The sequence below is a fragment of the Paenibacillus sp. JDR-2 genome, from assembly GCF_000023585.1.
Lineage (GTDB): Bacteria > Bacillota > Bacilli > Paenibacillales > Paenibacillaceae > Pristimantibacillus.
In genome coordinates, this window is the sequence record NC_012914.1 from 1,253,580 (window position 1) to 1,275,036 (window position 21,457).

Sequence of the window (21,457 nt, forward strand, 5' to 3'; positions counted from 1 at the left end):
CTTTCGCCTTTGAAACAGCTGTTTCTATAAAGCTATTAGCGGGTATTAAACATTCTGGAATGTGTTTTTTGGCTTGCGAAGTAAAGAATTGCTACCAAGAGCATGTAGCAATTCTAAGCACATGCTTACGAAGTAAAGAATTGCTACCAAGAGCATGTAGCAATTCTTTTTAGGAGGTTGGAAATATTGAAACGAAGCATCAAGCTTAGCGCAGACGATATTTATCAATTCCACGAAGGAACATGGCTGAACAGCTATCGGAAGATGGGCGCTCACCTAGCGGTGGAAAAAGGACGCGGCGGCGTTCGTTTCACGGTGTGGGCACCAAACGCGAGACGTCTTGCTGTAGCCTCGGACCGTAATAGCTGGAACGGGTTCAAGGAAGCCGGCTACGAGCTAGAGAAGATCGGAGAGTCCGGTATATGGAGCGGATTTATCGAGGGCTTTGGCGATGGAGACTTGTATAAATACGATATAGAGACAAAGGCGGGAGACAGACAGCTGAAGGCGGATCCGTATGCGTTCAAGGCTGAAGTGCGGCCTCGCACGGCGTCGGCCATCTGCTCATTAGATGGCTACGAATGGCAGGACAAGAGCTGGCTTCGCGGACGCAAGCCGCTGTTTGGCCAGCCTTTAAATATTTATGAGGTGCATGCCGGTACATGGAGGCAACATCAGGATGGACGGCTGTATACGTATGAAGAGTTGGCGGAAGAACTGCCTGCCTATGCGGCGGAAATGGGATACACCCATATCGAGCTGATGCCCTTAGCGGAGCATCCGTACGACCGCTCCTGGGGTTATCAGGGGACAGGCTATTTCGCAGCGACAAGCCGGTATGGAGATCCGCATCAGCTGATGGCATTTGTAGACCGCTGCCACAGTCTAGGCTTAGGCGTCATTTTGGATTGGGTTCCCGGACATTTTGCGAAGGATGCGCATGGCCTGCGCCTTTTTGACGGAAGTCCGCTGTATGAGAATGCCGATCCGCTGATTGCCGAGAAAGAGCAGTGGGGGACCCTTGCCTTTGATTACGAGAAGCCGGAGGTATGCGGGTTTCTGATCTCGAATGCTTTGTTCTGGCTGGACGTGTACCATATTGACGGTTTTCGGGTAGACGCGATTACAAGCATGCTGCTCCGTAACTTCGACCGGCCGGATGGGCGATGGCGGCCGAATCGGCATGGCGGCAAGGAGGATTTGGAGGCAACAGCCTTTTTGCGTAAGCTGAATACGGTGGTGAGGGCGCATTTCCCTCATGCTCTTATGATGGCAGAGGAATCGCATGCTTTTCCGGGCGTTACGGTTTCGCCTGAGCAAGGAGGACTGGGCTTCACCCATAAATGGAATATGGGCTGGATGAACGATACGCTGAAGTATTTTGCCCATCAGCCCGAGGAGAGAGGCAGCCATCATGGCTTGCTGACGTTCCCGATCTGGTATGCCTTCGACGAGAGATATACGCTGCCTCTGTCCCATGATGAGGTGGTTCACGGGAAGAAGTCCCTGCTGGATAAAATGCCGGGCAGCTACGAGGAGAAGTTCTCGGGTCTGAGGCTGCTGCTTGGTTATATGATGACTCACCCGGGCAAAAAGCTGCTGTTTATGGGCGGCGAATTCGGCCAGTTTATCGAATGGCGCGATGAAGCTGAGCTGGATTGGCTGCTCCTCGACTATGAGCAGCACCGTAAGCTGCAGGAATTTGTCCGCACGCTGAACCGTTTGTATATAGAGCAGCGTTCATTGTGGCAGCTGGATTCCTCGCCGAAGGGCTTTGAGTGGATTGACTTCCAGGATGAGGGGCAAAGCGTCATCGTATACAGACGAAAAGGCAGGGCAAACGGGGAATCCCTAATCATCCTCTGCAACTTTCATTCTCATGCCCATGCGCGGTACAGGGTAGGAGTTCCGAGCCAAGGCGGCTATAAAATATTGCTTAACAGCGACAGCCCTGTTTACGGAGGTTCCGGATTTATGGAATTTGCTGCCTCGGAAGGGGCGGTCGTCCGGTCGGAGCCGGTTGTCTGGCATGGCCGCAAGCATAGCATTGAGCTTCCGCTTCCGCCGCTCTCGGTCGTTATATTAAAGCGCGAGAAGGAATCGCGGGCTGCTGTCCGCATGGAGGAGCCGCAAACCCTGCATAAGGAGTTGGCCCTCCCGGTACCGGGCAGCAAACGCAGAAGCCGGCAGAGGGAACGGATTGCAAAGGTATAAGAGCCAAAGGCAAAGGGGAGAGGGAGCTTGAAGGTATTGTTCGTGGGGGCGGAATGCGCCCCGTTTCTGAAGACTGGCGGGCTAGGGGATGTGCTTGGCGCGCTGCCGGCGGCACTTAAGCCGTTAGGGGTTGAAGCGCGCGTCATGCTGCCGCTCTATACCTCCATACCGGAGCGTTACCGCTCGCGTATGAAGACCATTGCGGAGATTCGGGTATCGGTCGGCTGGCGTTATGCGTATTGCGGAATCAGAGAACTGGAGCAGGACGGTATTATTTATTATTTTCTCGATAACGAGCATTATTTCAAAAGAGGCTCCGCTTACGGGCATGACGACGATGGGGAGCGATTTGCCTTCCTGTGCCGTGCCGCGCTGGAGGCTCTCTCCGCAATCGGCTACTGGCCGGATCTTATTCACGGCCATGACTGGCATACCGGCATGATTCCGGCGCTGCTGCGCCATCATTACAGCTGGCGGCAGGAATATGCGGGCATTAAGACCGTATTCACCATTCACAACCTGCAATATCAGGGTAATTACCCGCCGCATGTATTGGGAGATTTGTTGGGCCTGCCTCCGCATTATCTAACATTTGATCATGTGGAATTTTACGGATCGGTCAGCTTTATGAAGGCCGGCATTCAGCTGTCTGACCGGGTCACAACCGTAAGCCCGTCATACGCGCGGGAGATTGCGACGCCGGAATACGGCTGCGGAATGGAAGGCACGCTGCGCGGCAGAGGGGACAGTCTGGTTGGCATTGTTAATGGAATTGACGATGTTTTATACAATCCGGCATCCGATTCGCAGCTGCAGGCTCGGTATTCCGGTGATTCCCCGGAGGCCAAGCTTGTTTGCAAAACCGCTCTCCAGTGGGAGCTTGGCCTGCGCGAGGATATTGAAGTTCCGCTAATCGGCATGGTTGGCCGGCTGACGGATCAAAAGGGGCTTCCGCTTGTGCTGGAGCAGCTGGACGAGTTAATGCATACCGAAAATGTCCAGCTTGCCTTGCTTGGAACAGGCGATCCGCATCTGGAGCATTTGTTCCGCGAAGCAGAGCATCGTCACAAAGGAAGAGTCGTCTCTTATATCGGCTTTGACGACGGACTCGCCCGCCGGATTTACGCCGGTTCGGATTTGTTTCTAATGCCTTCGCAATTCGAGCCTTGCGGAATCAGTCAGCTGCTGGCTTTGCGCTACGGAAGTCTGCCGATTGTCCGGGAGACGGGAGGCTTGCGCGATACGGTGCATAGCTACAATGAATTTACGGGGGAGGGCAATGGCTTTTCCTTTGCTCCCTATAACAGTTGGGACATGCTGTATACGGTTCGCAGGGCTTTAGCCTTGTGGAGGAACCAGGAGGTTCGCCAAATGCTGTTAACCCGCGCTTTGCAGGGAGATTACAGCTGGAACCGTTCGGCGCAGCAATACAAGGAGTTATATGAGGAGTTACTGCCATAATAAATGGGGTGCCGGAAGAATCCGGCACCCCTTCATTTGTATTTATTCGATTTTACGCCAGACAATCCGGTAGCCGTTAGGCTCGAGCCCGATAACAAGCTTGCCGTCAGGGTTGTCGATCCGCTCACCGGTTAAAGCATCACTCCATCCCCCTTCGTTCATCGGATGCGACAGCTCGGCTGGCTCGTCCGATCGGTTCATCCAAATCGTAAAATGCTCCTTGCCGTCCAGCCGCTCGTAAATAAGCGAGCCGTTGTCCTCTTCCGCCAACAGGACGCGGAAACGGCCGCTGCGAAGGGCGGCACGCTCCTTCCTAAGCGAGATGAGCAGCTTGTAGAAATCAAACAGCTCCCGGTTCTGATCCTCCTCATTCCACACCATACATCTGCGGCAATCCGGATCTTCTCCGCCTTCCATGCCAAATTCATCGCCGTAATAGACGCAGGGCAGGCCCATTGAGGTCATCATGTAAACGACGGCTTGCTTCAGCCGCTTGGTATCGCCGCCGCAACGGGTCATAACGCGAGGGATATCGTGGCTCGACAGCAGGTTGAACAAGGTCTCGTTCGTCTGCTGCGGATACCGCATGAGCAGCCGGTTCATTTTTTCCGCGAATCGGGCTGGCGGGATGGCACGGTCGGCGAAGAAGCTAAGCACCAGCTCCGTAAACGGATAGTTCATGACAGAATCAAACTGATCGCCTAGAAGCCAGCGCAGCGAATCGCTCCATACTTCCCCGATAATAAAGGCTTCCTTATTAGCATCCTTAATGGCCGCACGGAAATCGCGCCAGAAGTGATGGTCGATTTCATTCGCCACATCCAGCCGCCAGCCGTCGATTCCCGTTTCTTTCATCCAGTTCACCGCTGTTTCGATTAAATAATTCTTCACATCCGGATTCGCCGTATTCAGCTTTGGCATGTTGCCATAGAAGCCGAAGGTATCGTAATTCGCTATGCCGTCCTGAACCTCTACGGGGAAGCCGTTGAGATGAAACCAGTCTTTAAATTCCGACTGATCTCCCTTCTCCAGTACATCCTGAAAAGGCGGGAATTGTTCGCTAGCATGGTTAAACACAGCGTCAAGCACAACGCGAATACCATGCTTATGGCAGACCTCGACCAGCATCTTCAGGAGGTCCTTGTCTCCAAAGTGGGGATCTACCTCCCGGTAATCGGTGGTGTCGTATTTATGATTGGAAGGCGAGCGGAAGACCGGTGTCAAATAAACGGCGTTGACGCCAAGCTCGTTCAAGTGCCCGATGCGGTTAATAATCCCTTGCAGATCCCCTCCGAAAAAGGATTCGCCCTCCGGCTGTTCTCCCCACGGGCTTGTACCTTCGGGATCGTTAGTGGTGTCCCCATTCTCGAATCGCTCCGGATAGATCTGATAAAATATCGCTTCCTTGGCCCATTCCGGAGCTTCGAACAAATCAATGGGATGGATGTAATGCGCTTCGAAATAACCGCCTGCCGGCGTTGGCTGCTCCTCCGAGAAGCCGTCCTCCGTCAGCCAAGCCGTTTCCTCTCCGCTATGAAGCCGGAAGCCGTAGCTAAACCGTTTGAATTCCGGCCGGATAACGGCTTCCCAATAATCATGCATGCCATCGGCCGCGATGAGCTCCATTTCGACTTCCTGGTAATGATGATCCCAATCATATTTATCTCCTGCGATAGCAACAACCCGCTCGACATCGCTGCGTTTGGTTTTAAGACGAAGATGGAACGTTCCCGGATCATAGGCATACGACCATCTATGGCTGGGGGAATGATAGATGCTTTCTCTTTGCAAAACGGGTCATCTCCTTTTCTCTAAACTCCAGTCAAATCTATTTAACCGCGAAGCAGTGATTCCGCCCCGTCGATATAGACCGAGGTCCCGGTAATATGGCTTGCTTCGTCCGAAGCGAGAAACAGCACGAGATTCGCAACCTGCGCGGGCTGTCCGGGTCCATCCTCAAGCGGATGGCCGCCTTCCGGGAACTCAACGGGGATCCGAATCTCTTCGAGCTCAGGCTTGGGCTTTGTGGATTGATCAATGTTTGTCGAGATGGCACCGGGGCAAATCGCATTGACGCGAATGCCGTATTCCGCAAGTTCGAGGGCTGCCATGCGGGTAAAAGCAGTCTCGCCGGCCTTCGAGCTGCTGTAGGCGCTGAAGCCGAAATTCGAGAATACGCGGTTGCCGTTAATGGAGCTCGTTATGATAATGCTGCCGCCTTTTTCCTTCAGGAGCGGGATCGCATGCTTGACGGTCAAGAATGTCCCGGTCAGATTTACGTTGATCGTAGCTTCCCATTCCTCCTTGCTCATATGCTCAATGGGGGATATGGTACCGTTAATGCCTGCGTTGGCAAAAACAATATCCAGCTGCCCAAAAGCGGAGATGGCCTTGTCGTAGGCCTCCGCCAAAGAATGCTCGTCCGAAATATCGGCTTCTACGGCGATGGATTTGGCTCCAAACGCTTCGGCCTCGCGGCAGACGACGGAGAGTGTCTGCCGGTCGCGGTCAAGCAGAACAAGATTCGCTCCTTCCTCCGCGAACCGGATCGCGGCAGCTCGTCCGATACCGGAACCGGCACCGGTTATTAGGGCAACTTTTCCTTCTATTCGTCTGGCAGTTGAATGACGGGACATGTACATCTCTCCTTTATGGCTTTTGCTAGTTAGTACACGGGATCCCGCCATCGTTAAACATGTAAAGGTCACAATATAGATGCTTACCGCGCCAATCACGGTGGAAGAGCTATTCTAATATTAGATAAGCTTGAATAACTTTATAAGGAACAGAATCCTCCTCATGGGAGAGGGAGGTCCGGATGAAGAGTCATCTTATCAGGATCGGAGGAGATAGCATGAGCTTCCTGGAGATTCTTGCCTTGCTCACGCTTCTATTAAAGATCGTTGAGTTGACTCGAAAAAAGGACTAGTACTTTTGTTCAAAAAATGGAGGGGCCTTAAAAAGCCGTCCTCCATTTTTATTTTTTGCGTATTTATTTTTTACGCCGCCGCCGGGGGCTGCTACTGAATCTGTCAATTGTTCGCTATTGACAAGAGAAAGCATGCTTGATAATGTATTAAACAGTTGTTTTAAACACTTGTTTTAATCATTTGTTTAAGGCGAGAGAAAGATAGATATAGGGAGTGGAGAGATTGAAACAGGCATTGCGGGCATTTATGAAGCGTCCGACCACGTGGGTCGGGATTATTACGGCATTAACCTTTCAAATTGTATTCTCTTTGATTTGGATGACGGGCTATGACGGGGTAACCGATCGTGCCAATCAGCTGCATATTGCGGTTGTTAATAAAGACCAGCAGCTTGGAGAGCAGGTAGCGGCTAATCTGTTGAAGGAGCTGCCGTTCCAGATGTCCCGGCAGGATGATTTGGACGCTGCCAAGCAGCAGCTCGATGACCGGAAGCTTCAGATGATTATTTACATGCCGGAGGATTTTACGCAAAAGACGGCGTCTCCCGATGGTCAGGCCAACATTCAGTATTGGATTAATGAGTCGAATCCTGCTTTAATAAAAAGTATGATGAACGGGGTAGCGCAGCAGGTTACGGCCGAAGTGAACAAGCAGGCGGTAGCTGCCGGCGTGAAGACAACGCTTGGAGTGACTGCCAAGCTGCCGGAAGACCAAGCCGCTACGGCAGCACAAAGTCTGTCTGAACGCGTAACGGCAGATATTCAGTCGACCAATGCCATTCACGGCATGAACAATCAGATGGTGCCGATGATGATGGTGCTTGCTTCTTACGTCGGTGCCATGATTATGGGCATGAACCTGGAGCAGTCGGCCATGGCTGTCTCTGCCGGGGTGAGCCGCTGGAGAAGATTCGGGGCAAGAAGCATTATTAATATCGCTGCCGCGGTTGTTGTATCCCTGGTAGGCTCGACGTTGCTGTATGCGCTTGGCGGGCAAATCGAGCAGGGCTTTATTCATCTATGGTTGTTTGAAATGCTGTTCCTGTTAACCTTTATGTTCGTATCGCAAATGTTTCTCTATCTGTTTGGCATGGCAGGCATGCTGTTCAATATTATGCTCTTGTCGGCACAACTGGTATCCTCGGGTACGATTGTTCCGCGCGAGCTGTTATCGGACTTCTATACCGGGTTAGGTTCCGTTCTTCCCGCAACGTACGCGGTTGAAGGCAATATGAACTTATTGTTTGGCGGACCCGGCGTAGGCCATGAGGCAGCGGTTCTCTTCCTGATTACGGCGGTGGCCGTAGCGGTGAGCGCCGCGGCAACGGGGCTGAAACGAAGCGCCGGCCAAAAGCATGGGGCAACGGTCGCAGCCAAATAATTCGATTAAATAGATTTGCTGGGGGATTAGACAATGACAACGAATGAGAGCGATGTGAAGTCCCGCATCCTGCTTGCGGCAAGGAAGCTGTTTGCCAGCCAGGGCTTTGACGGAACAACGGTAAGGCAAATATGCGAGGAAGCGGGCGGGGCTAACGTCGCTCTCATTTCGTATCATTTTGGCGGGAAAGAGAATATGTTCGCGGCTTTGTTTGATGCTTATTTTCCTAGTCAACAGTTTGCTAACGTGGACAAAGACCTTCCGCCGCTTGACGGCGTCAAGCTGGTTATTTCGGAGGTCAGCAAATTCCGGTATAACGATCCGGAGCTTGTACAAATTATCCAGTATGAAATCCTGCTGAACACTTCCCGTATCGACAAGATCCGATATTACGTTATGCCGCTGTGGCAGGCACTGCGAAAGTGGCTGGAGGCAGGGCGCGAGCAGGGCGTGTTCCAATTCAACTCGGTTGATCTTACCGTTTACTCCATCGCGGGCGTATTGTTGTTCAACCGCAATTCCGAGTACTGGCAGGCTATTCGCAGCGAGGGGCCGTATACGCTGGATTACACGATTGAAGAGATGACTCATTTTATTTTGGGCGGCTTGCAAGTGAAGCTGTAATTTAAAGACGGCATGCGCGTATTCGCGTATGCCGTCTTTTGGCTAGGGCTATAATGGTGAAGGTGCCTTGTAAGCCGATGTTAATTAACTGCAAAATTGGTCCAAGACACTTGAAATCGGACTGGAAAATGAGTATGATAAAAATGGTTGTTAGCACTTCAAGCTTACGAGTGCTAATTTAAAACAATAAGCGACAAATTTTTTAAGGAGGCTATTTTCAATGATCAGACCTTTGGGTGAACGCGTATTGATCGAACCGATCGCAAAAGAAGAAACGACTGCAAGCGGCATCGTTTTGCCGGATACAGCTAAAGAAAAACCGCAAGAAGGCAAAGTGGTGGCAGTTGGCGCCGGCACGCTGAAAGACGGTGCTCGCGTTGCGCTTGAAGTTCAAGTTGGCGACCGCGTCCTTTTCTCCAAATATGCGGGAACAGAAATCAAATACGAAGGCAAAGAGTATTTGATTATGAAGGAAAGCGACATTCACGCGATCTTTGGATAAGCCCGTTTCTTAACATAGAGGGCAAGAAGCAGGATACTTATTATACTTTTTTGGGAGGTAACTGGTAATGGCAAAGGAAATTAAATTTAGCGAAGACGCTCGCCGCGCAATGCTGCGCGGTGTTGATCAACTTGCAAATGCGGTTAAAGTAACGCTTGGTCCTAAAGGCCGCAACGTGGTACTGGAGAAGAAATTCGGCAGCCCGCTCATCACTAACGACGGTGTTTCCATCGCGAAAGAAATCGAGCTGGAAGACGCATTCGAGAACATGGGTGCTCAACTGGTTAAAGAAGTAGCAACAAAAACTAACGACGTTGCCGGTGACGGTACAACTACTGCAACCGTTCTGGCTCAAGCGATGATTCGCGAAGGTCTGAAGAACGTTACCGCAGGCGCTAACCCTATGGTTATCCGCAAAGGTATCGAAAAAGCGGTTAAAGCCGCTATTGAAGAGCTGAAAGTAATCGCTAAGCCTATCGAAGGCAAGCAATCGATCGCGCAAGTTGCATCGATCTCCTCTGCTGACGAAGAAGTTGGCCAACTGATCGCTGAAGCGATGGAAAAAGTGGGCAACGACGGCGTTATCACGGTTGAAGAATCGAAAGGCTTCGTAACGGAGCTTGAAGTGGTTGAAGGCATGCAATTCGACCGCGGTTACGTTTCCCCATACATGATCACTGATACAGATAAAATGGAAGCTGTCCTCGACAATCCATACATTCTGATCACTGACAAAAAAATCTCCAACATTCAAGAGATCCTTCCGGTTCTCGAGAAAGTTGTTCAATCCGGCAAGCAGCTTCTGATCATCGCTGAAGATATCGAAGGCGAAGCTCAAGCTACGCTCGTACTGAACAAACTGCGCGGTACATTCACTTGCGTAGGCGTTAAAGCTCCAGGCTTCGGCGACCGCCGTAAAGCAATGCTGGCTGATATCGCTGCTCTGACTGGCGCTCAAGTAGTAACAGAAGAGCTCGGCCTTGAACTGAAATCGGCATCCGTGGACCAACTTGGTTCCGCTCGCCAAATTCGCATTACAAAAGAAAACACGATCATCGTTGACGGCAGCGGCAACCCTGACGACATCCAAGCTCGTGTTAACCAAATCCGCGTGCAACTGGAAGAAACAACTTCCGAGTTCGACCGTGAGAAACTGCAAGAGCGCCTGGCTAAACTGGCTGGCGGCGTAGCGGTTATCAAAGTCGGCGCGGCTACTGAAACCGAACTGAAAGAGCGTAAGCTTCGCATCGAAGACGCCCTGAACTCGACTCGCGCAGCGGTTGAAGAAGGTATCGTATCCGGTGGTGGTACAGCTCTGATCAACGTATACAAAGCTGTTGCAGCTGTTCAAACAACGGGCGACGAGCAAACAGGCGTTAACATCGTATTGCGCTCCCTCGAAGAGCCGCTTCGCACAATCGCTGCGAACGCTGGCCAAGAAGGCTCCGTAATCGTTGAGCGTCTGAAAAACGAAAAAGTTGGCGTTGGTTACAATGCCGCTACTGGCGAATGGGTGAACATGTTCGAGGCGGGTATCGTTGACCCTGCTAAAGTAACTCGTTCCGCTCTGCAAAACGCAGCTTCCGTAGCAGCTATGTTCCTGACAACTGAAGCAGTAGTTGCCGACAAACCTGAGCCGAAGGGCGCAGGCGCTGGCATGCCAGATATGGGCGGCATGGGCGGTATGGGCGGCATGATGTGATTTAATTGTTCATCGAAGCAATTCAATGATGAGCGACCGCGCTTAAGCGGTAAATTAAATCGCCGATTGGACAGAGAACGTCCAATGCGGAAATCCAGTCATCTAACAAAAGAGGCTGCAAATGAGCTGATACAGCTCGTTTGCAGCCTCTTTATCATTTCTTATTAAGAATTCCCAAGTACTCATGCCACGGTCCCACGTCCGCGACATAACGGTTTGCCATTACCCTGACGATTTGAGAAATGTGCGTCAGATCATGTACGGCCCAAGTAGCGATTAACTCCCGTACCTTTACGACGCCGAATGCAGGATGGGAACCGGTCTTCTCAAGACTGGATTCATCCTTCACGAGCTCCTCGAGTCTCGCGATATTATGGGTCCGGATCGCAATAAATTCAATTAAGGACTGTTCAAATGACCGGGCAGAGCTTTGCTTCAAATGAGCGTAACGGTCAAAGGAGGGGAACGGCGTTTGTTCGCCTTCGGCGAGGATAAATTCCAGACGCGGAATCCAATTGTTTTTCTCCCCCTCAATCAGATGCTCAATGACCTCCGGCACATTCCAAGTCCCTTCGCCTTCGTTGCATGCCAGCCAGCCATCCGACAAACCGGACAAAAAAAGCTGTAAGGTTTGCGGTGTGCGTTCCAATACTTCAATCGCTTCCGTGAGATTAAAATTCAATTGCTTACTCCTCTCCTAGAAAAAGTTCTGCGCTAATAGCCTATCATAAAAAAATACCACTTGTAATCTAGCCGTCATTCCTAGTATGATTAAAAATGCATTTTTTAAAATGACTCATATAATCATGGGAATATGGCCCATAAGTTTCTACCGGATAACCATTGCAACTATCCGACTATGAGTGATCGCGTTTTACATTTTTTCTTTACTGTGCTTTGCTGTACTGGAAGTAGTAGGAAAGTCAATGAATGTAGTTCAGCGTGAACGAATTAGTTTAACGTGGGGACAGGCCAATTATGGCTTGTCCCTTTTTTTACTCAACTAGAGGAGCGAAAAAGATGAGAAGGCTGAAAGATCGAATACGCGAAGAAGGATTAATTTTGTCCGATACGGTGCTGAAGGTGGATTCCTTCTTGAATCATCAGGTAGACACGGAGCTTGCCTTGGAGATTGGCAAGGAATTGGTGGCCCGGTTTGCGGACAAGACCATTACAAAGGTGCTCACGATCGAAGCAAGCGGCATTCAATTTGCGATGGCTGCGGGCATTGCTCTTAAGGTTCCGTTTGTATACGCCAAGAAGAAAAAGGCGGTTACGCAGTCGGAGCAGGTCTATTCGGCGTCTGTTCATTCTTTTACCAAGCAAGAAACGTATCAGGTGACGGTTTCTAAACATTATTTGGGACCGGGCGACAAGGTTCTTATCGTAGACGATTTTCTCGCGACGGGCGCAGCCCTTGTTGGTTTGGTTCAGATTGTTAGAGAATCCGGCGCTGAACTTGCCGGCGTTAGCTGCGTAATTGAAAAAGGGTTTCAAGAAGGCCGGGGATTGCTGGAGCAAATGAATGTCAGCGTGGAGTCGCTTGCAACCATTTCCAGGATGGCGCCGGGGGAAATTGATTTCGAGGAACCTGCCGGAGAGCTCGTAAAGGAGACGGTTTAGGGTATGCTGGGCAAACAGAGAGCATTTACATTAGGATTTCAGCATGTCTTGGCGATGTACGCAGGCGCCGTTGTTGTTCCGTTAATCGTCGGAGGCGCACTCCACTTGAACGGTACGCAGATGGCCTACCTGATCGCGGCGGATTTGTTCACTTGCGGTCTTGCAACGATTCTGCAGGTGCTGGGTACCAAATATTTCGGAAGCAGACTACCGGTTATCCTTGGCTGCACGTTCACGGCAGTTGGTCCCATCATAGCGATTGCATCTGCCTCCAATCTGGCTACGGCCTATGGAGCGATCATATTATCAGGTTTATTCGTTGTATTGGCAGCACCGCTATACGGGAAGCTGTTGAAGTTCTTCCCGGTAATCGTTACCGGCTCGGTCGTTACAATCATTGGACTTTCACTGATCCCGGTAGCCATGAATAACGTTGCCGGCGGGCAAGGCAGCGCTGACTTCGGATTGCCGCGCAATTTATTGCTGGCACTTGGCACTCTTGCTGTTATTTTGCTCGTGAACCGTTTCGCTAAAGGCTTCTTGCGGTCCATTTCCGTTCTGATCGGTCTTGCGGCTGGCACCATTGCAGGATACGCGATGGGAATCGTCAGCTTCGCGCCTGTATCCGATGCTTCTTGGTTCAACATGGTTCAACCGTTCTACTTCGGCACGCCTCAATTCAGCCTGACTGCCGTGTTCACTATGATTATCGTCAATATTGTCAGTATGGTGGAATCTACGGGGGTTTACCTGGCTGTCGGAAGAGCGACGGATCAGAAGGTTGAGCAAAAGCAGATCATTAACGGTCTTCGTTCGGAAGGCGCTGCCATTATGCTCGGAGGATTATTTAATGCGTTTCCTTATACGGCCTTCTCGCAAAATGTCGGTTTGATCACGCTGACTCGCGTAAAGACCCGCGACGTGATTTTTGCGGCAGGCGGCATTATGGTTGTGCTTGGACTGATTCCGAAGCTTGCCGCGATAACAACGGTAATCCCAAATGCGGTGCTTGGCGGAGCGATGGTTGTGATGTTCGGCTCCGTTGCGGCATCCGGTATCTCGATCTTGTCCGAAGTGAATCTGCGCGAGGAGCGGAATCTGCTTATCGTTGCATGCAGTATCGCCGTTGGTCTCGGGTCCTCGGCGGTACCTCAGGTCTTCGACCAGCTGCCGGATTTCGCAAAGATGCTTCTGCAGAACGGGATCGTCACCGGGTCCGTGACGGCTATTTTGATGAATTTGCTTTTATCCGGCAAGAACAGCCCGGAAGAAGCTTGAGTTTCAAGCAGGTTGTTTATGGGGATGTAACCTCTAAGGGTTACATCCTTTTTTTTGCTTCATTCTTAAGATTCATTTTTCCTTAGCCGATTGCAGCCTAAGCTCCGCGTTTTTCACGGACAATTGCTTGGCAAGACCGGTTTGCGATTCCGTTAATTGAACGGCTTGGGCGCTGAGCTTTTTGATTTGGGTTATTTTACTTTGGTCTGCCGGCGAGGAGCCGTCAAGTTTGTCTTTTTGCAGCTGCTTGATTTTAGCGTTTATTTTGGCAAGTTTACTTTTATCATGAACAATTTGCTGCTCTAATTCCGCTATATCTCGTTTTAACCGGCTAATGATCGATGACGTAAAACTGATGGACATGGTAAGCACCTCATAATCGAATTGGGAAGCAAGTTTCATTCAGCTATAAATTCTACTATAAAAGGAGTATGGCGTATATTGGCTTCATGTACTCGCCGTCTTCGAGTGAGGATGAGGTGATTTGGGAATGCTTCCATAGTAGGGCTAACGACGTAGTGAAACTGAAAATTATGGGAGAAAAAACCTGTATCTTTATACGTGATAATGAATTATAATCAACTGGTTTTCTAATGATTAGACATCAGGAGCTGAATGACATGACGTTTAAAAAAAGCTTAGTTTTTATTTTGACTTTAGTAGTTGTGGTTACGCTGGCAGCATGCGGCGGTAAAAACAACGCGAATAATTCTTCCTCCAACGAAACCCCGGCTGCATCCGCGGATAACGGTGCCGCAGAAGCGACGGGCAAGCTGGCCGATATTAAGAAAGCCGGTAAAATCGTCCTCGGCACAAGCGCTGAATACGCGCCGTACGAGTTCCACAAAAATGTTGACGGTAAGGATCAAATCGTAGGCTTCGACATTGAGATCGCAAAGGAAGTTGCCAAGGATCTGGGTGTTGATCTGGAGATTAAAGATATGGACTTCGGCAACCTGCTTGCCGAGCTGAAGCTTGGCAAGATCGACTTCGTTATCGCAGGCATGACGCCGGATGAGGAACGCGCCAAAGCGGTAGACTTCTCCAAGGTCTATTACGAAGCGAAGCAAGGCGTTCTTGTACGTGCAGAGGATAAAGATAAATTCACAACGATGGCTGATCTTGAAGGTAAAGCCATTGGCGTTCAAATGGGTTCCACGCAAGAGAAAATCGCTCAAGGCATTAAAGGCGCTAAGCTGAAATCCCTGGGTAAAACAACGGATCTGGTTCTTGAGCTGAAATCGAAAAAGGTTGATGCTCTGATTGTCGAGCTTCCGGTTGCGCAAGGCTATGCCAACGTAAACTCGGACCTCGCATTGACAAGCATTTCTCCTGAATACGAGTCCGGCGGTTCCGCTGTCGCGGTTAACAAAGGGGAAAAGGACCTTCTGGCGGAAATTCAAAAAACGCTTGATCATCTGACTGCAGACAAAAAGATTGATCAATGGGTATCGGAAATGACGCAAATCTCGGAACAATAAACCGAATGGTTTTTCATCCGCGAAACGTATGCGGCTTCCCCTAGAGGGAAGCCGCAGCCGTTTACGCTTGCGCGAATACAAAAGGCAGGGTAGACATCATGGAATTAGCGTATCATTGGGATTTTTCTTTTCTAAACGACTATGGTTCGTATTACTGGACCGGTATCAAAAAGACGTTAGAGGTATCGCTGCTTGCCGTTCTAAGCGGTCTTGTGCTGGGTACTCTCGTGTCCCTTCTCCGTTTGTCGGGACTGTGGCTGCTTCGTTTCATCGGCACGGTATACGTTGAAATCGTTCGCGGTACGCCGCTTCTCGTTCAGTTGTTCTTGTTCTATTACGGTCTTCCGATCTTCCTTGGCTTCGATATCGGAATCTTTACGGCCGCTTATCTGACTCTTACCGTGAACAGCGGCGCTTACATTGCCGAAATCATGCGTGCGGGTATCCAGGCGGTGGATAAGGGGCAAATGGAAGCCGCCCGCTCTCTGGGGATGTCGAAAGGTTTGGCGATGCGTCAAATTATTCTTCCTCAAGCATTCAAAAACGTGTTGCCCGCGCTTGGCAACGAGTTTGTCGTTGTAGTGAAAGAATCTTCGGTATTGTCCGTTGTCGGATACGCCGAATTGACTTACCAGGCAAATGCGATTAGAGGGGCAACCTTTATTTCCATTGAGCCGATGCTTGTTTCGGCGCTGATTTATTTCGTCTTGATCTTTACGTTGTCCAAGCTGCTTGGCATTGGCGAACGGAGGTTGAAAACAAGTGATTAAAGTAACCGGACTTAAGAAATCATTCGGCAAAGCGAATATATTGAACGGCATTGATGCGGAGATTGCAAAAGGCGAGGTTGTTGTCGTCATCGGACCAAGCGGCTCCGGCAAGAGTACCTTCCTGAGATGCCTGAACCTGCTCGAGACGCCTACGGACGGCGTGATCGAGTACGAAGGCAAACGTCTTACGGACCGCAACACAAACATCAACGAGCTTCGTCAAAGCATGGGCATGGTGTTCCAGCAGTTTAACCTGTTCCCGCACAAGACGGTGCTGCAGAACATTACGCTTGCTCCAATGAAAGTGCAGAACGCGGCAAAAGCGGAAGCGGACAAAACCGGCCTTGAGCTCCTGCGCCGCGTAGGTCTGGAGGAAAAACGGGACACGTACCCGAACCGCTTGTCCGGCGGCCAGAAGCAGCGTGTAGCGATTGCGCGAGCGCTTGCGATGCGCCCGCATGTGATGTTGTTCGATGAGCCTACATCGGCACTCGACCCCGAGATGGTCGGAGAAGTGCTTGATGTGATGAAGTCGCTGGCCAAGGAAGGCATGACGATGGTCATCGTGACCCACGAGATGGGCTTTGCGCGCGAGGTTGGAGACCGGTTGTTATTTATTGACGGCGGCCAGATTGTCGAGCAAGGACCGCCGCGGGAAGTGTTCGCGAATCCGCGGCATCCAAGAACAAAAGAATTCCTTAGCAAAGTACTGTAAGGATTATAGGAAACAAAGAAAGAGACTTCGTAAGGCGGTTATGCCAAACGAAGTCTCTTTTTTTCATAGCGGGGATTGTTCAAGCGGGGGCTTATTTCTTGATCGTAATATTCAAAGCTTGCGCCAGCTTGTTGAAGATGGAGGTATTCTCGAAAATGCCCGTGAACAGCTCCGAGCCTGCGCCTGTTGCCGTAACCGGAACGTCAACGCCCGTATGGCCGGAAGTTGTCCAGTCTACGACAAAATTCATTTTGGAGCCCGCGATCGCGAATGGACCGTCTTCGCCGGAGATTGTCTTGCCATCCGTAGACTCGTCGGAATCGTCTACCTCTTCAACCGAGAAGCCGCCTGTTTCATGGTCGGCAAGAACGAGCACCAGCGTATCCGGATGCTGCTTCGCGAAGTCCTTCGCTACTTTTACGGATTTGTCGAGCTCTTGACCGGCTTTGATCGTGAGTTTCGCGTTATTGTTATGAGCCATTTCATCCGTTGCTTCCTCTTCGACCATAAGGAAGAAGCCTTTTTTGTTTGCGGAGAGGGTATCCAGCGCTTTTTTCGTCATGTCTGGCAGGGAGACGATCGGGTTGTAGACGTCGCCTTGGCCCTCCGGCTTTTGTTGGAACATTTCTTCGTTAGCGAACAGGCCAAGCAGCTTGCCTTTTGCTTTTGTCATGTCCGTTTTGTTCGTTACGTACGTATAACCAAGCGACTTCGCTTTTTTCACCAGGTCGCCTTGCGTTCCTTTGCTTTTCTCGGAAGGATCGGCTGGTGTCTCATCATCGAAAGCACCCTTGTTGCCTGCTGGGTACCAGAAGTCTTCGCCGCCGCCGAGCAGCACGTCAACCTTCGACTTCGTCAAATATTGCAGAGCGATATCGCTTTGCTTGGAGCGGTCCTCTACATGGGAAGCAAAAGCCGCGGGCGTTGCGTCCGTAATTTGGCTTGTCGTAACAAGACCGGTAGACATGCCTTTATCCTTCGCGTATTCCATGATCGTTTTTACGCTTTTTTTATTTGCGTCCACGCCGATTGCGCCGTTGTACGTTTTTACGCCACTCGCATAAGCGGTTGCGGAAGCGGCGGAATCCGTAATTGCGGTTGTTGAGCTTGTATGAATGAGGCCGACGTAAGGCATTGAGTCCATGGCGAGTTGTCCGCTTTCGCCTACTGTAGCGAGCCGGATGGCATCACGCTGCGCGGTGCCCATGCCGTCGCCAACAAAGAGAACAACGTTTTTTGCTTTTTGGGTTGCAGCGTTAACCTGGTTACTGCTCTTAATGCCTGTATAACCGGTAACAACAAGTGCGGCTGCTGCAGTTCCAAGCAGTGCTGTCTTCAAAACTTTGCCTTTCATTCTTGTATCTCCTCCTATTTGATAACTCGATTTCAACTGCATCTTACAGAGCCTCTATTAGGAGAATGTATAGAAGAAGTAAAGCTTTTGTAAATAAGTTACAAAAATAGGATTAAAGTTGGAGGTTTGCGAAAAATCAGATCTATAGTCTTACAAACTCCTGTACCCAATAAGTCCGATAACGGCTGTCAGTTGTCCCGGGTGCATATCCGACTCCCATTTGCGTGAATTTAGGAGACAAAATATTAGCCCGATGGCCTGGGCTGTTCATCCAGGCTTCCATTACGGCGGCCGGTGTGCGTTGTCCGGCAGCGATGTTTTCCCCGTAAGCCGTCCATTCCACGCCAAATTGCGTCAGCATTTGCCCGGGAGTGCCGTATGTGGGAGAGAGATGATCGAAATAAGTATTGTCTCTCATATCCTGCGCTTTAGCTTCTGCCGCCTCAAAAAGCACTTCCAGTCTGCTGAGGGGCTGCAGGCCGGCGGCTTCTCTCGCTTGGTTTACCAGGGCAAACACTTCATCTTCAACGTTTTCCTGCAAAGGATAGAGCAGATCCGTTTTTGCGCTTTTGCTTTCCGTATTCGTTTTCTTCGTAGCGCTAGATTTTTTCTTTGCTGCGGTTTTCTTCTTCGTCACCCAAATTATCCCCCTAATCGCTCGTGCTGCTGGAATATGATATTCTATTCATACGATCAAGTCTGGTTTGGATGGTTGGTCACGTTGATAGAGTAGGAGTGATATAAAATGTTTAACGCAAGCTTATACACGGGTACAAGGGATGAGAACTACACGTTGCTTATCAAGCAATTAACGGGACTAGTAGAGGACGAGAGCAGCCGGATTGCCAATCTGGCGAATGCCTCGGCGCTTCTTCAGCAGTTCCTGGATGATATTAATTGGGTTGGCTTTTACTTGCTGGAAGGGGAAACGCTTGTCCTTGGGCCGTTCCAAGGGAAGCCGGCCTGCACGCGTATCACGGTTGGCAAAGGGGTATGCGGAACAGCCGTAGCCCGCAAGGAAGCGGTTCTGGTTGAAGACGTACATCAGTTCCCCGGGCATATTGCCTGCGACAGTGCTTCCAATTCCGAGCTAGTTATCCCGCTGTACAGCGGCGGTCAGATCATTGGCGTGCTGGATATCGATAGTCCGTCATTCAGCCGTTTCGACGAAACGGACCTTCGTTATTTGACCATTTTTAACGAACGGTTAGGGGAACATCTATAATATCCTGCTAAAAAGGGGGTACATGCTCAGTTTTCTTGGCAATGTGCATCATTCATTAAAATTCAGCAAACGCACAATTTTGGTGAATGCCTATACCGTTTGGGTTTTTAAACATAGGATACTGTACATTAGTTAAAGGAGATGAACAAATGAGCTACGGAGTTGGTCCTGTTGCAGGTGCCGGTTGCGGATATGGTGGCGGCAGTGCTTTTGGATTCATTCTTGTCCTCTTTATTCTGTTGGTCATCATCATCAGATCCGTATGGCTTTAATGTCTATTAAATAAAAGGGGCTGCCCGCGCCATCCCATGGCGCGGGCAGTCTTTTTTTTGTTGCGGCGGGGCATGGTTGCAGGCAGCTGAGGTAGCGTTATAATGAAGGAAATGACTGACGGAAGGGAACAACAGCGATGAACACAAAGATTATACCGATTTATTTGCTTTCGGGGTTTCTTGGCAGCGGCAAGACTACGCTTCTAACCGGTTTGCTGGAACAATGGAAGGCGCAAGGGCTCAAAGCCGCCGTAATTATGAACGAGCTGGGCGATATTAATCTGGATGGCCAGATGATCGGGGATAAAGTACCGATGTCGGAAATGCTGAGCGGCTGCATCTGCTGCACGATCCGAAGCGATCTCAGCCTGGAGATAAAAACCCTGATTGACACGCATCAGCCGGATGTAATCGTGATTGAATCGACCGGTGCGGCGAATCCGATGGAGATTATGGACGGAATCACGGAAGCGGCCATGTATTGCCGGATTGAGCTGCAGAGCGTCATTACCGTCGTGGACGGGCCGGAACTGCTGCAGCGGAGCCGAAGCGGGAAAGGCAAGACGTATAGGCTGATGCGCGATCAGATTCGGTGCGCGACAAGGCTGCTCCTCAACAAAACGGATAAGCTGGCTCCGGACGAGCTGGTGGAGGCGCAGCAGCTCATCCGCGAGATAAATGCGGTTGCTCCTGTTAGGACAACGGTCCGCTGCCAGATGGAAGACTGGGCTTTCATTGAGCGGCAAGCGGAAGATGCCCCGCAGCTGTCCGGCGGGCATCAAGAAGAGGCTGAAAGAAAACATGGGCATCATGACGCCCATCATCATCATACCCATGAGCATGTGATGGTCATGACGCATTATATGAACGGGGCTGTCGACAGCGAAGCGTTTGAGGCGTTTCTGAAGCAGCTGCCGGATCATGTATACCGGGCCAAGGGCATTGTATCGTTATCGGATACGGCCAGCCGCTTCTTGTTCCAATACGCCTACCGGGAAACGGATTTTATCCGGATCACGCCGCAAGGCGAAGTGAATGACGTGGCCGTCTTTATCGGCGAGCATTTCTCGAAGGATGCCGTGCTTGAGGAGCTGCATAAGCTCGAGCGCGAGGGCAGCGATTCGACAGAATAATCGGCAATGCGACAAGACCATGTCTATCTGCTCGTATGCTTGGGAAAAATAATCCATGAGGGGTATTAACGCTCCGGCATCACGAATTGGATAGGAAGGTGTGGCAAGGCATGAAAAGAAAAATCATCGGCGCATTCGCAGCGACTATGCTGCTGCTATCGGCTCCAGTCTATGCGGCGCAGCCGGAGGAGAAGGCTCCAGCAGCTCAGGATAACCGGATGGAGGATGGCCCAAAGCATGGTCATCATCATCATGATGGCAGATTCGGCAAAAACTCGGAAGAACACCGGATGGAGAAACTCCGCTATATGGCTGATTATTTCGGTATTAAGACGGAGGGCAAAACAGCCGAGCAGCTTAGAACGGAGCTGGAAGCGGCAAAGCAGAAGGATAAAGCGAAATGGGAAGCATTCAAGACGGAGCACAAAGCGAAAATGTTGGAGCATCTGCGTCAGAAGGCCAAGGAAAACGGCATTGCAACGGAAGGCAAGACAGCCGAGCAGCTTCGCGAGGAGCTCCATAAGCTTCACCGGATGCATCACAAGAGCGATGCGAAGCAAGAGCCGCAGAGGGATGTTAAACAAGGCTGAACGAAGCTGGGACTATAGAATCAGAAGTAAAGAGGCTGCTCCGCAAGCGAGCAGCCTCTTTCATTTCTCAGTAATATCTTTAAGTTACATTTTTCGACAGTATTCTGTCGAAAAATTGATTATTCTGTCATAGTAATTCCTAGTTTTCCGTTGAATTTATCTTATTTTGTCAAGTATACTAGAACCATATCATAAACTGGAAA

The 21,457-nt window shown here is 50.5% G+C and carries 21 protein-coding genes and 1 riboswitch; of the genes, 15 read left to right on the plus strand and 6 right to left on the minus strand.

Annotated elements, in window-relative coordinates:
• Positions 1-186: 186 nt before the first annotated feature.
• Both glgB and glgA read left to right on the plus strand, forming a co-directional pair.
• Positions 187-2,214, plus strand: a complete 2,028-nt coding sequence (gene glgB / locus PJDR2_RS05430) for a 1,4-alpha-glucan branching protein GlgB (protein ID WP_015842669.1) — start codon at positions 187-189, stop codon at positions 2,212-2,214.
• Positions 2,215-2,241: 27 nt separating this feature from the next.
• The gene (gene glgA / locus PJDR2_RS05435) at positions 2,242-3,675 is read left to right on the plus strand and encodes a glycogen synthase GlgA (protein ID WP_015842670.1); all 1,434 of its coding nucleotides are present in this window, start codon (positions 2,242-2,244) and stop codon (positions 3,673-3,675) included.
• Positions 3,676-3,717: 42 nt separating this feature from the next.
• Here glgA and PJDR2_RS05440 read toward each other — a convergent pair whose 3' ends face one another.
• Both PJDR2_RS05440 and PJDR2_RS05445 read right to left on the minus strand, forming a co-directional pair.
• A complete protein-coding gene (locus PJDR2_RS05440) occupies positions 3,718-5,466 on the minus strand; it encodes an alpha-glycosidase (protein ID WP_015842671.1) in 1,749 nt (582 codons plus the stop codon).
• A gap of 41 nt (positions 5,467-5,507) precedes the next feature.
• Positions 5,508-6,311, minus strand: a complete 804-nt coding sequence (locus PJDR2_RS05445) for an SDR family oxidoreductase (protein ID WP_015842672.1) — start codon at positions 6,309-6,311, stop codon at positions 5,508-5,510.
• A 507-nt stretch (positions 6,312-6,818) separates the two neighbouring features.
• Between PJDR2_RS05445 and PJDR2_RS05450 the strand changes: the two genes are divergently transcribed.
• From PJDR2_RS05450 to groL, 4 genes are all read left to right on the plus strand, one after another.
• Entirely contained in the window at positions 6,819-7,985 is a 1,167-nt protein-coding gene (locus PJDR2_RS05450) for a YhgE/Pip domain-containing protein (RefSeq protein WP_416202257.1), read from the plus strand.
• A 33-nt stretch (positions 7,986-8,018) separates the two neighbouring features.
• Positions 8,019-8,609 carry a TetR family transcriptional regulator gene (locus PJDR2_RS05455; protein ID WP_015842675.1) on the plus strand — a complete coding sequence of 197 codons (591 nt, stop codon included), beginning with the start codon at positions 8,019-8,021 and terminating at the stop codon, positions 8,607-8,609.
• 220 nt (positions 8,610-8,829) lie between these two features.
• Positions 8,830-9,111 (plus strand): co-chaperone GroES, encoded by a 282-nt coding sequence (gene groES, locus PJDR2_RS05460; RefSeq protein WP_015842676.1) that lies wholly within the window; start codon positions 8,830-8,832, stop codon positions 9,109-9,111.
• A 67-nt stretch (positions 9,112-9,178) separates the two neighbouring features.
• Positions 9,179-10,813, plus strand: a complete 1,635-nt coding sequence (groL, locus tag PJDR2_RS05465; protein WP_015842677.1) for a chaperonin GroEL — start codon at positions 9,179-9,181, stop codon at positions 10,811-10,813.
• Between the two features lie 154 nt (positions 10,814-10,967).
• Here the strand turns inward: groL and PJDR2_RS05470 are convergent, their stop codons facing one another.
• Positions 10,968-11,495, minus strand: a complete 528-nt coding sequence (locus PJDR2_RS05470; protein WP_015842678.1) for a DinB family protein — start codon at positions 11,493-11,495, stop codon at positions 10,968-10,970.
• Between the two features lie 94 nt (positions 11,496-11,589).
• Positions 11,590-11,693, plus strand: a riboswitch (purine riboswitch).
• A 140-nt stretch (positions 11,694-11,833) separates the two neighbouring features.
• Here PJDR2_RS05470 and PJDR2_RS05475 point away from each other — a divergent pair.
• Positions 11,834-12,436 carry a xanthine phosphoribosyltransferase gene (locus PJDR2_RS05475; RefSeq protein WP_015842679.1) on the plus strand — a complete coding sequence of 201 codons (603 nt, stop codon included), beginning with the start codon at positions 11,834-11,836 and terminating at the stop codon, positions 12,434-12,436.
• A gap of 3 nt (positions 12,437-12,439) precedes the next feature.
• Positions 12,440-13,714 carry a nucleobase:cation symporter-2 family protein gene (locus PJDR2_RS05480; RefSeq protein WP_015842680.1) on the plus strand — a complete coding sequence of 425 codons (1,275 nt, stop codon included), beginning with the start codon at positions 12,440-12,442 and terminating at the stop codon, positions 13,712-13,714.
• 72 nt (positions 13,715-13,786) lie between these two features.
• Here PJDR2_RS05480 and PJDR2_RS05485 read toward each other — a convergent pair whose 3' ends face one another.
• Entirely contained in the window at positions 13,787-14,077 is a 291-nt protein-coding gene (locus PJDR2_RS05485; RefSeq protein ID WP_015842681.1) for a hypothetical protein, read from the minus strand.
• A 257-nt stretch (positions 14,078-14,334) separates the two neighbouring features.
• Between PJDR2_RS05485 and PJDR2_RS05490 the strand changes: the two genes are divergently transcribed.
• The 3 genes from PJDR2_RS05490 (at position 14,335) to PJDR2_RS05500 (ending at position 16,680) form a co-directional block, all read left to right on the plus strand.
• Positions 14,335-15,195, plus strand: a complete 861-nt coding sequence (locus PJDR2_RS05490; protein ID WP_015842682.1) for an ABC transporter substrate-binding protein — start codon at positions 14,335-14,337, stop codon at positions 15,193-15,195.
• 98 nt (positions 15,196-15,293) lie between these two features.
• Positions 15,294-15,965 carry an amino acid ABC transporter permease gene (locus PJDR2_RS05495; protein ID WP_015842683.1) on the plus strand — a complete coding sequence of 224 codons (672 nt, stop codon included), beginning with the start codon at positions 15,294-15,296 and terminating at the stop codon, positions 15,963-15,965.
• On the plus strand, positions 15,958-16,680 hold the full coding sequence (locus tag PJDR2_RS05500) for an amino acid ABC transporter ATP-binding protein (RefSeq protein WP_015842684.1): 723 nt from the start codon (positions 15,958-15,960) through the stop codon (positions 16,678-16,680). Before PJDR2_RS05495 ends, PJDR2_RS05500 begins: the two co-directional genes overlap by 8 nt.
• A gap of 91 nt (positions 16,681-16,771) precedes the next feature.
• On the opposite strand, the gene PJDR2_RS05505 is transcribed toward PJDR2_RS05500, so the two are convergent.
• Positions 16,772-18,034, minus strand: a complete 1,263-nt coding sequence (locus PJDR2_RS05505) for an alkaline phosphatase (protein WP_015842685.1) — start codon at positions 18,032-18,034, stop codon at positions 16,772-16,774.
• 142 nt (positions 18,035-18,176) lie between these two features.
• Positions 18,177-18,671 carry a CAP domain-containing protein gene (locus PJDR2_RS05510; RefSeq protein WP_015842686.1) on the minus strand — a complete coding sequence of 165 codons (495 nt, stop codon included), beginning with the start codon at positions 18,669-18,671 and terminating at the stop codon, positions 18,177-18,179.
• Positions 18,672-18,779: 108 nt separating this feature from the next.
• Between PJDR2_RS05510 and PJDR2_RS05515 the strand changes: the two genes are divergently transcribed.
• The 4 genes from PJDR2_RS05515 (at position 18,780) to PJDR2_RS05525 (ending at position 21,254) form a co-directional block, all read left to right on the plus strand.
• Positions 18,780-19,259: a GAF domain-containing protein gene (locus PJDR2_RS05515; RefSeq protein ID WP_015842687.1), complete on the plus strand. Its 480-nt coding sequence runs from the start codon at positions 18,780-18,782 to the stop codon at positions 19,257-19,259.
• Positions 19,260-19,408: 149 nt separating this feature from the next.
• Positions 19,409-19,531, plus strand: a complete 123-nt coding sequence (gene yjcZ / locus PJDR2_RS32335) for a sporulation protein YjcZ (RefSeq protein ID WP_015842688.1) — start codon at positions 19,409-19,411, stop codon at positions 19,529-19,531.
• Between the two features lie 137 nt (positions 19,532-19,668).
• Positions 19,669-20,664 (plus strand): CobW family GTP-binding protein, encoded by a 996-nt coding sequence (locus PJDR2_RS05520; protein WP_015842689.1) that lies wholly within the window; start codon positions 19,669-19,671, stop codon positions 20,662-20,664.
• Between the two features lie 110 nt (positions 20,665-20,774).
• Positions 20,775-21,254: a hypothetical protein gene (locus PJDR2_RS05525; RefSeq protein ID WP_015842690.1), complete on the plus strand. Its 480-nt coding sequence runs from the start codon at positions 20,775-20,777 to the stop codon at positions 21,252-21,254.
• Positions 21,255-21,457 lie beyond the last annotated feature (203 nt).

Excerpts from the sequence above, each read along its gene's own strand:
- PJDR2_RS05445 (WP_015842672.1), bottom strand. The coding sequence starts at position 6,311 with ATGTCCCGTCATTCAACTGCCAGACGAATAGAAGGAAAAGTTGCCCTA.
- PJDR2_RS05455 (WP_015842675.1), top strand. The coding sequence starts at position 8,019 with ATGACAACGAATGAGAGCGATGTGAAGTCCCGCATCCTGCTTGCGGCA.
- groES (WP_015842676.1), top strand. The coding sequence starts at position 8,830 with ATGATCAGACCTTTGGGTGAACGCGTATTGATCGAACCGATCGCAAAA.
- groL (WP_015842677.1), top strand. The coding sequence starts at position 9,179 with ATGGCAAAGGAAATTAAATTTAGCGAAGACGCTCGCCGCGCAATGCTG.
- PJDR2_RS05475 (WP_015842679.1), top strand. The coding sequence starts at position 11,834 with ATGAGAAGGCTGAAAGATCGAATACGCGAAGAAGGATTAATTTTGTCC.
- PJDR2_RS05480 (WP_015842680.1), top strand. The coding sequence starts at position 12,440 with ATGCTGGGCAAACAGAGAGCATTTACATTAGGATTTCAGCATGTCTTG.
- PJDR2_RS05485 (WP_015842681.1), bottom strand. The coding sequence starts at position 14,077 with ATGTCCATCAGTTTTACGTCATCGATCATTAGCCGGTTAAAACGAGAT.
- PJDR2_RS05490 (WP_015842682.1), top strand. The coding sequence starts at position 14,335 with ATGACGTTTAAAAAAAGCTTAGTTTTTATTTTGACTTTAGTAGTTGTG.
- PJDR2_RS05495 (WP_015842683.1), top strand. The coding sequence starts at position 15,294 with ATGGAATTAGCGTATCATTGGGATTTTTCTTTTCTAAACGACTATGGT.
- PJDR2_RS05505 (WP_015842685.1), bottom strand. The coding sequence starts at position 18,034 with ATGAAAGGCAAAGTTTTGAAGACAGCACTGCTTGGAACTGCAGCAGCC.
- PJDR2_RS05515 (WP_015842687.1), top strand. The coding sequence starts at position 18,780 with ATGTTTAACGCAAGCTTATACACGGGTACAAGGGATGAGAACTACACG.
- yjcZ (WP_015842688.1), top strand. The coding sequence starts at position 19,409 with ATGAGCTACGGAGTTGGTCCTGTTGCAGGTGCCGGTTGCGGATATGGT.
- PJDR2_RS05520 (WP_015842689.1), top strand. The coding sequence starts at position 19,669 with ATGAACACAAAGATTATACCGATTTATTTGCTTTCGGGGTTTCTTGGC.
- PJDR2_RS05525 (WP_015842690.1), top strand. The coding sequence starts at position 20,775 with ATGAAAAGAAAAATCATCGGCGCATTCGCAGCGACTATGCTGCTGCTA.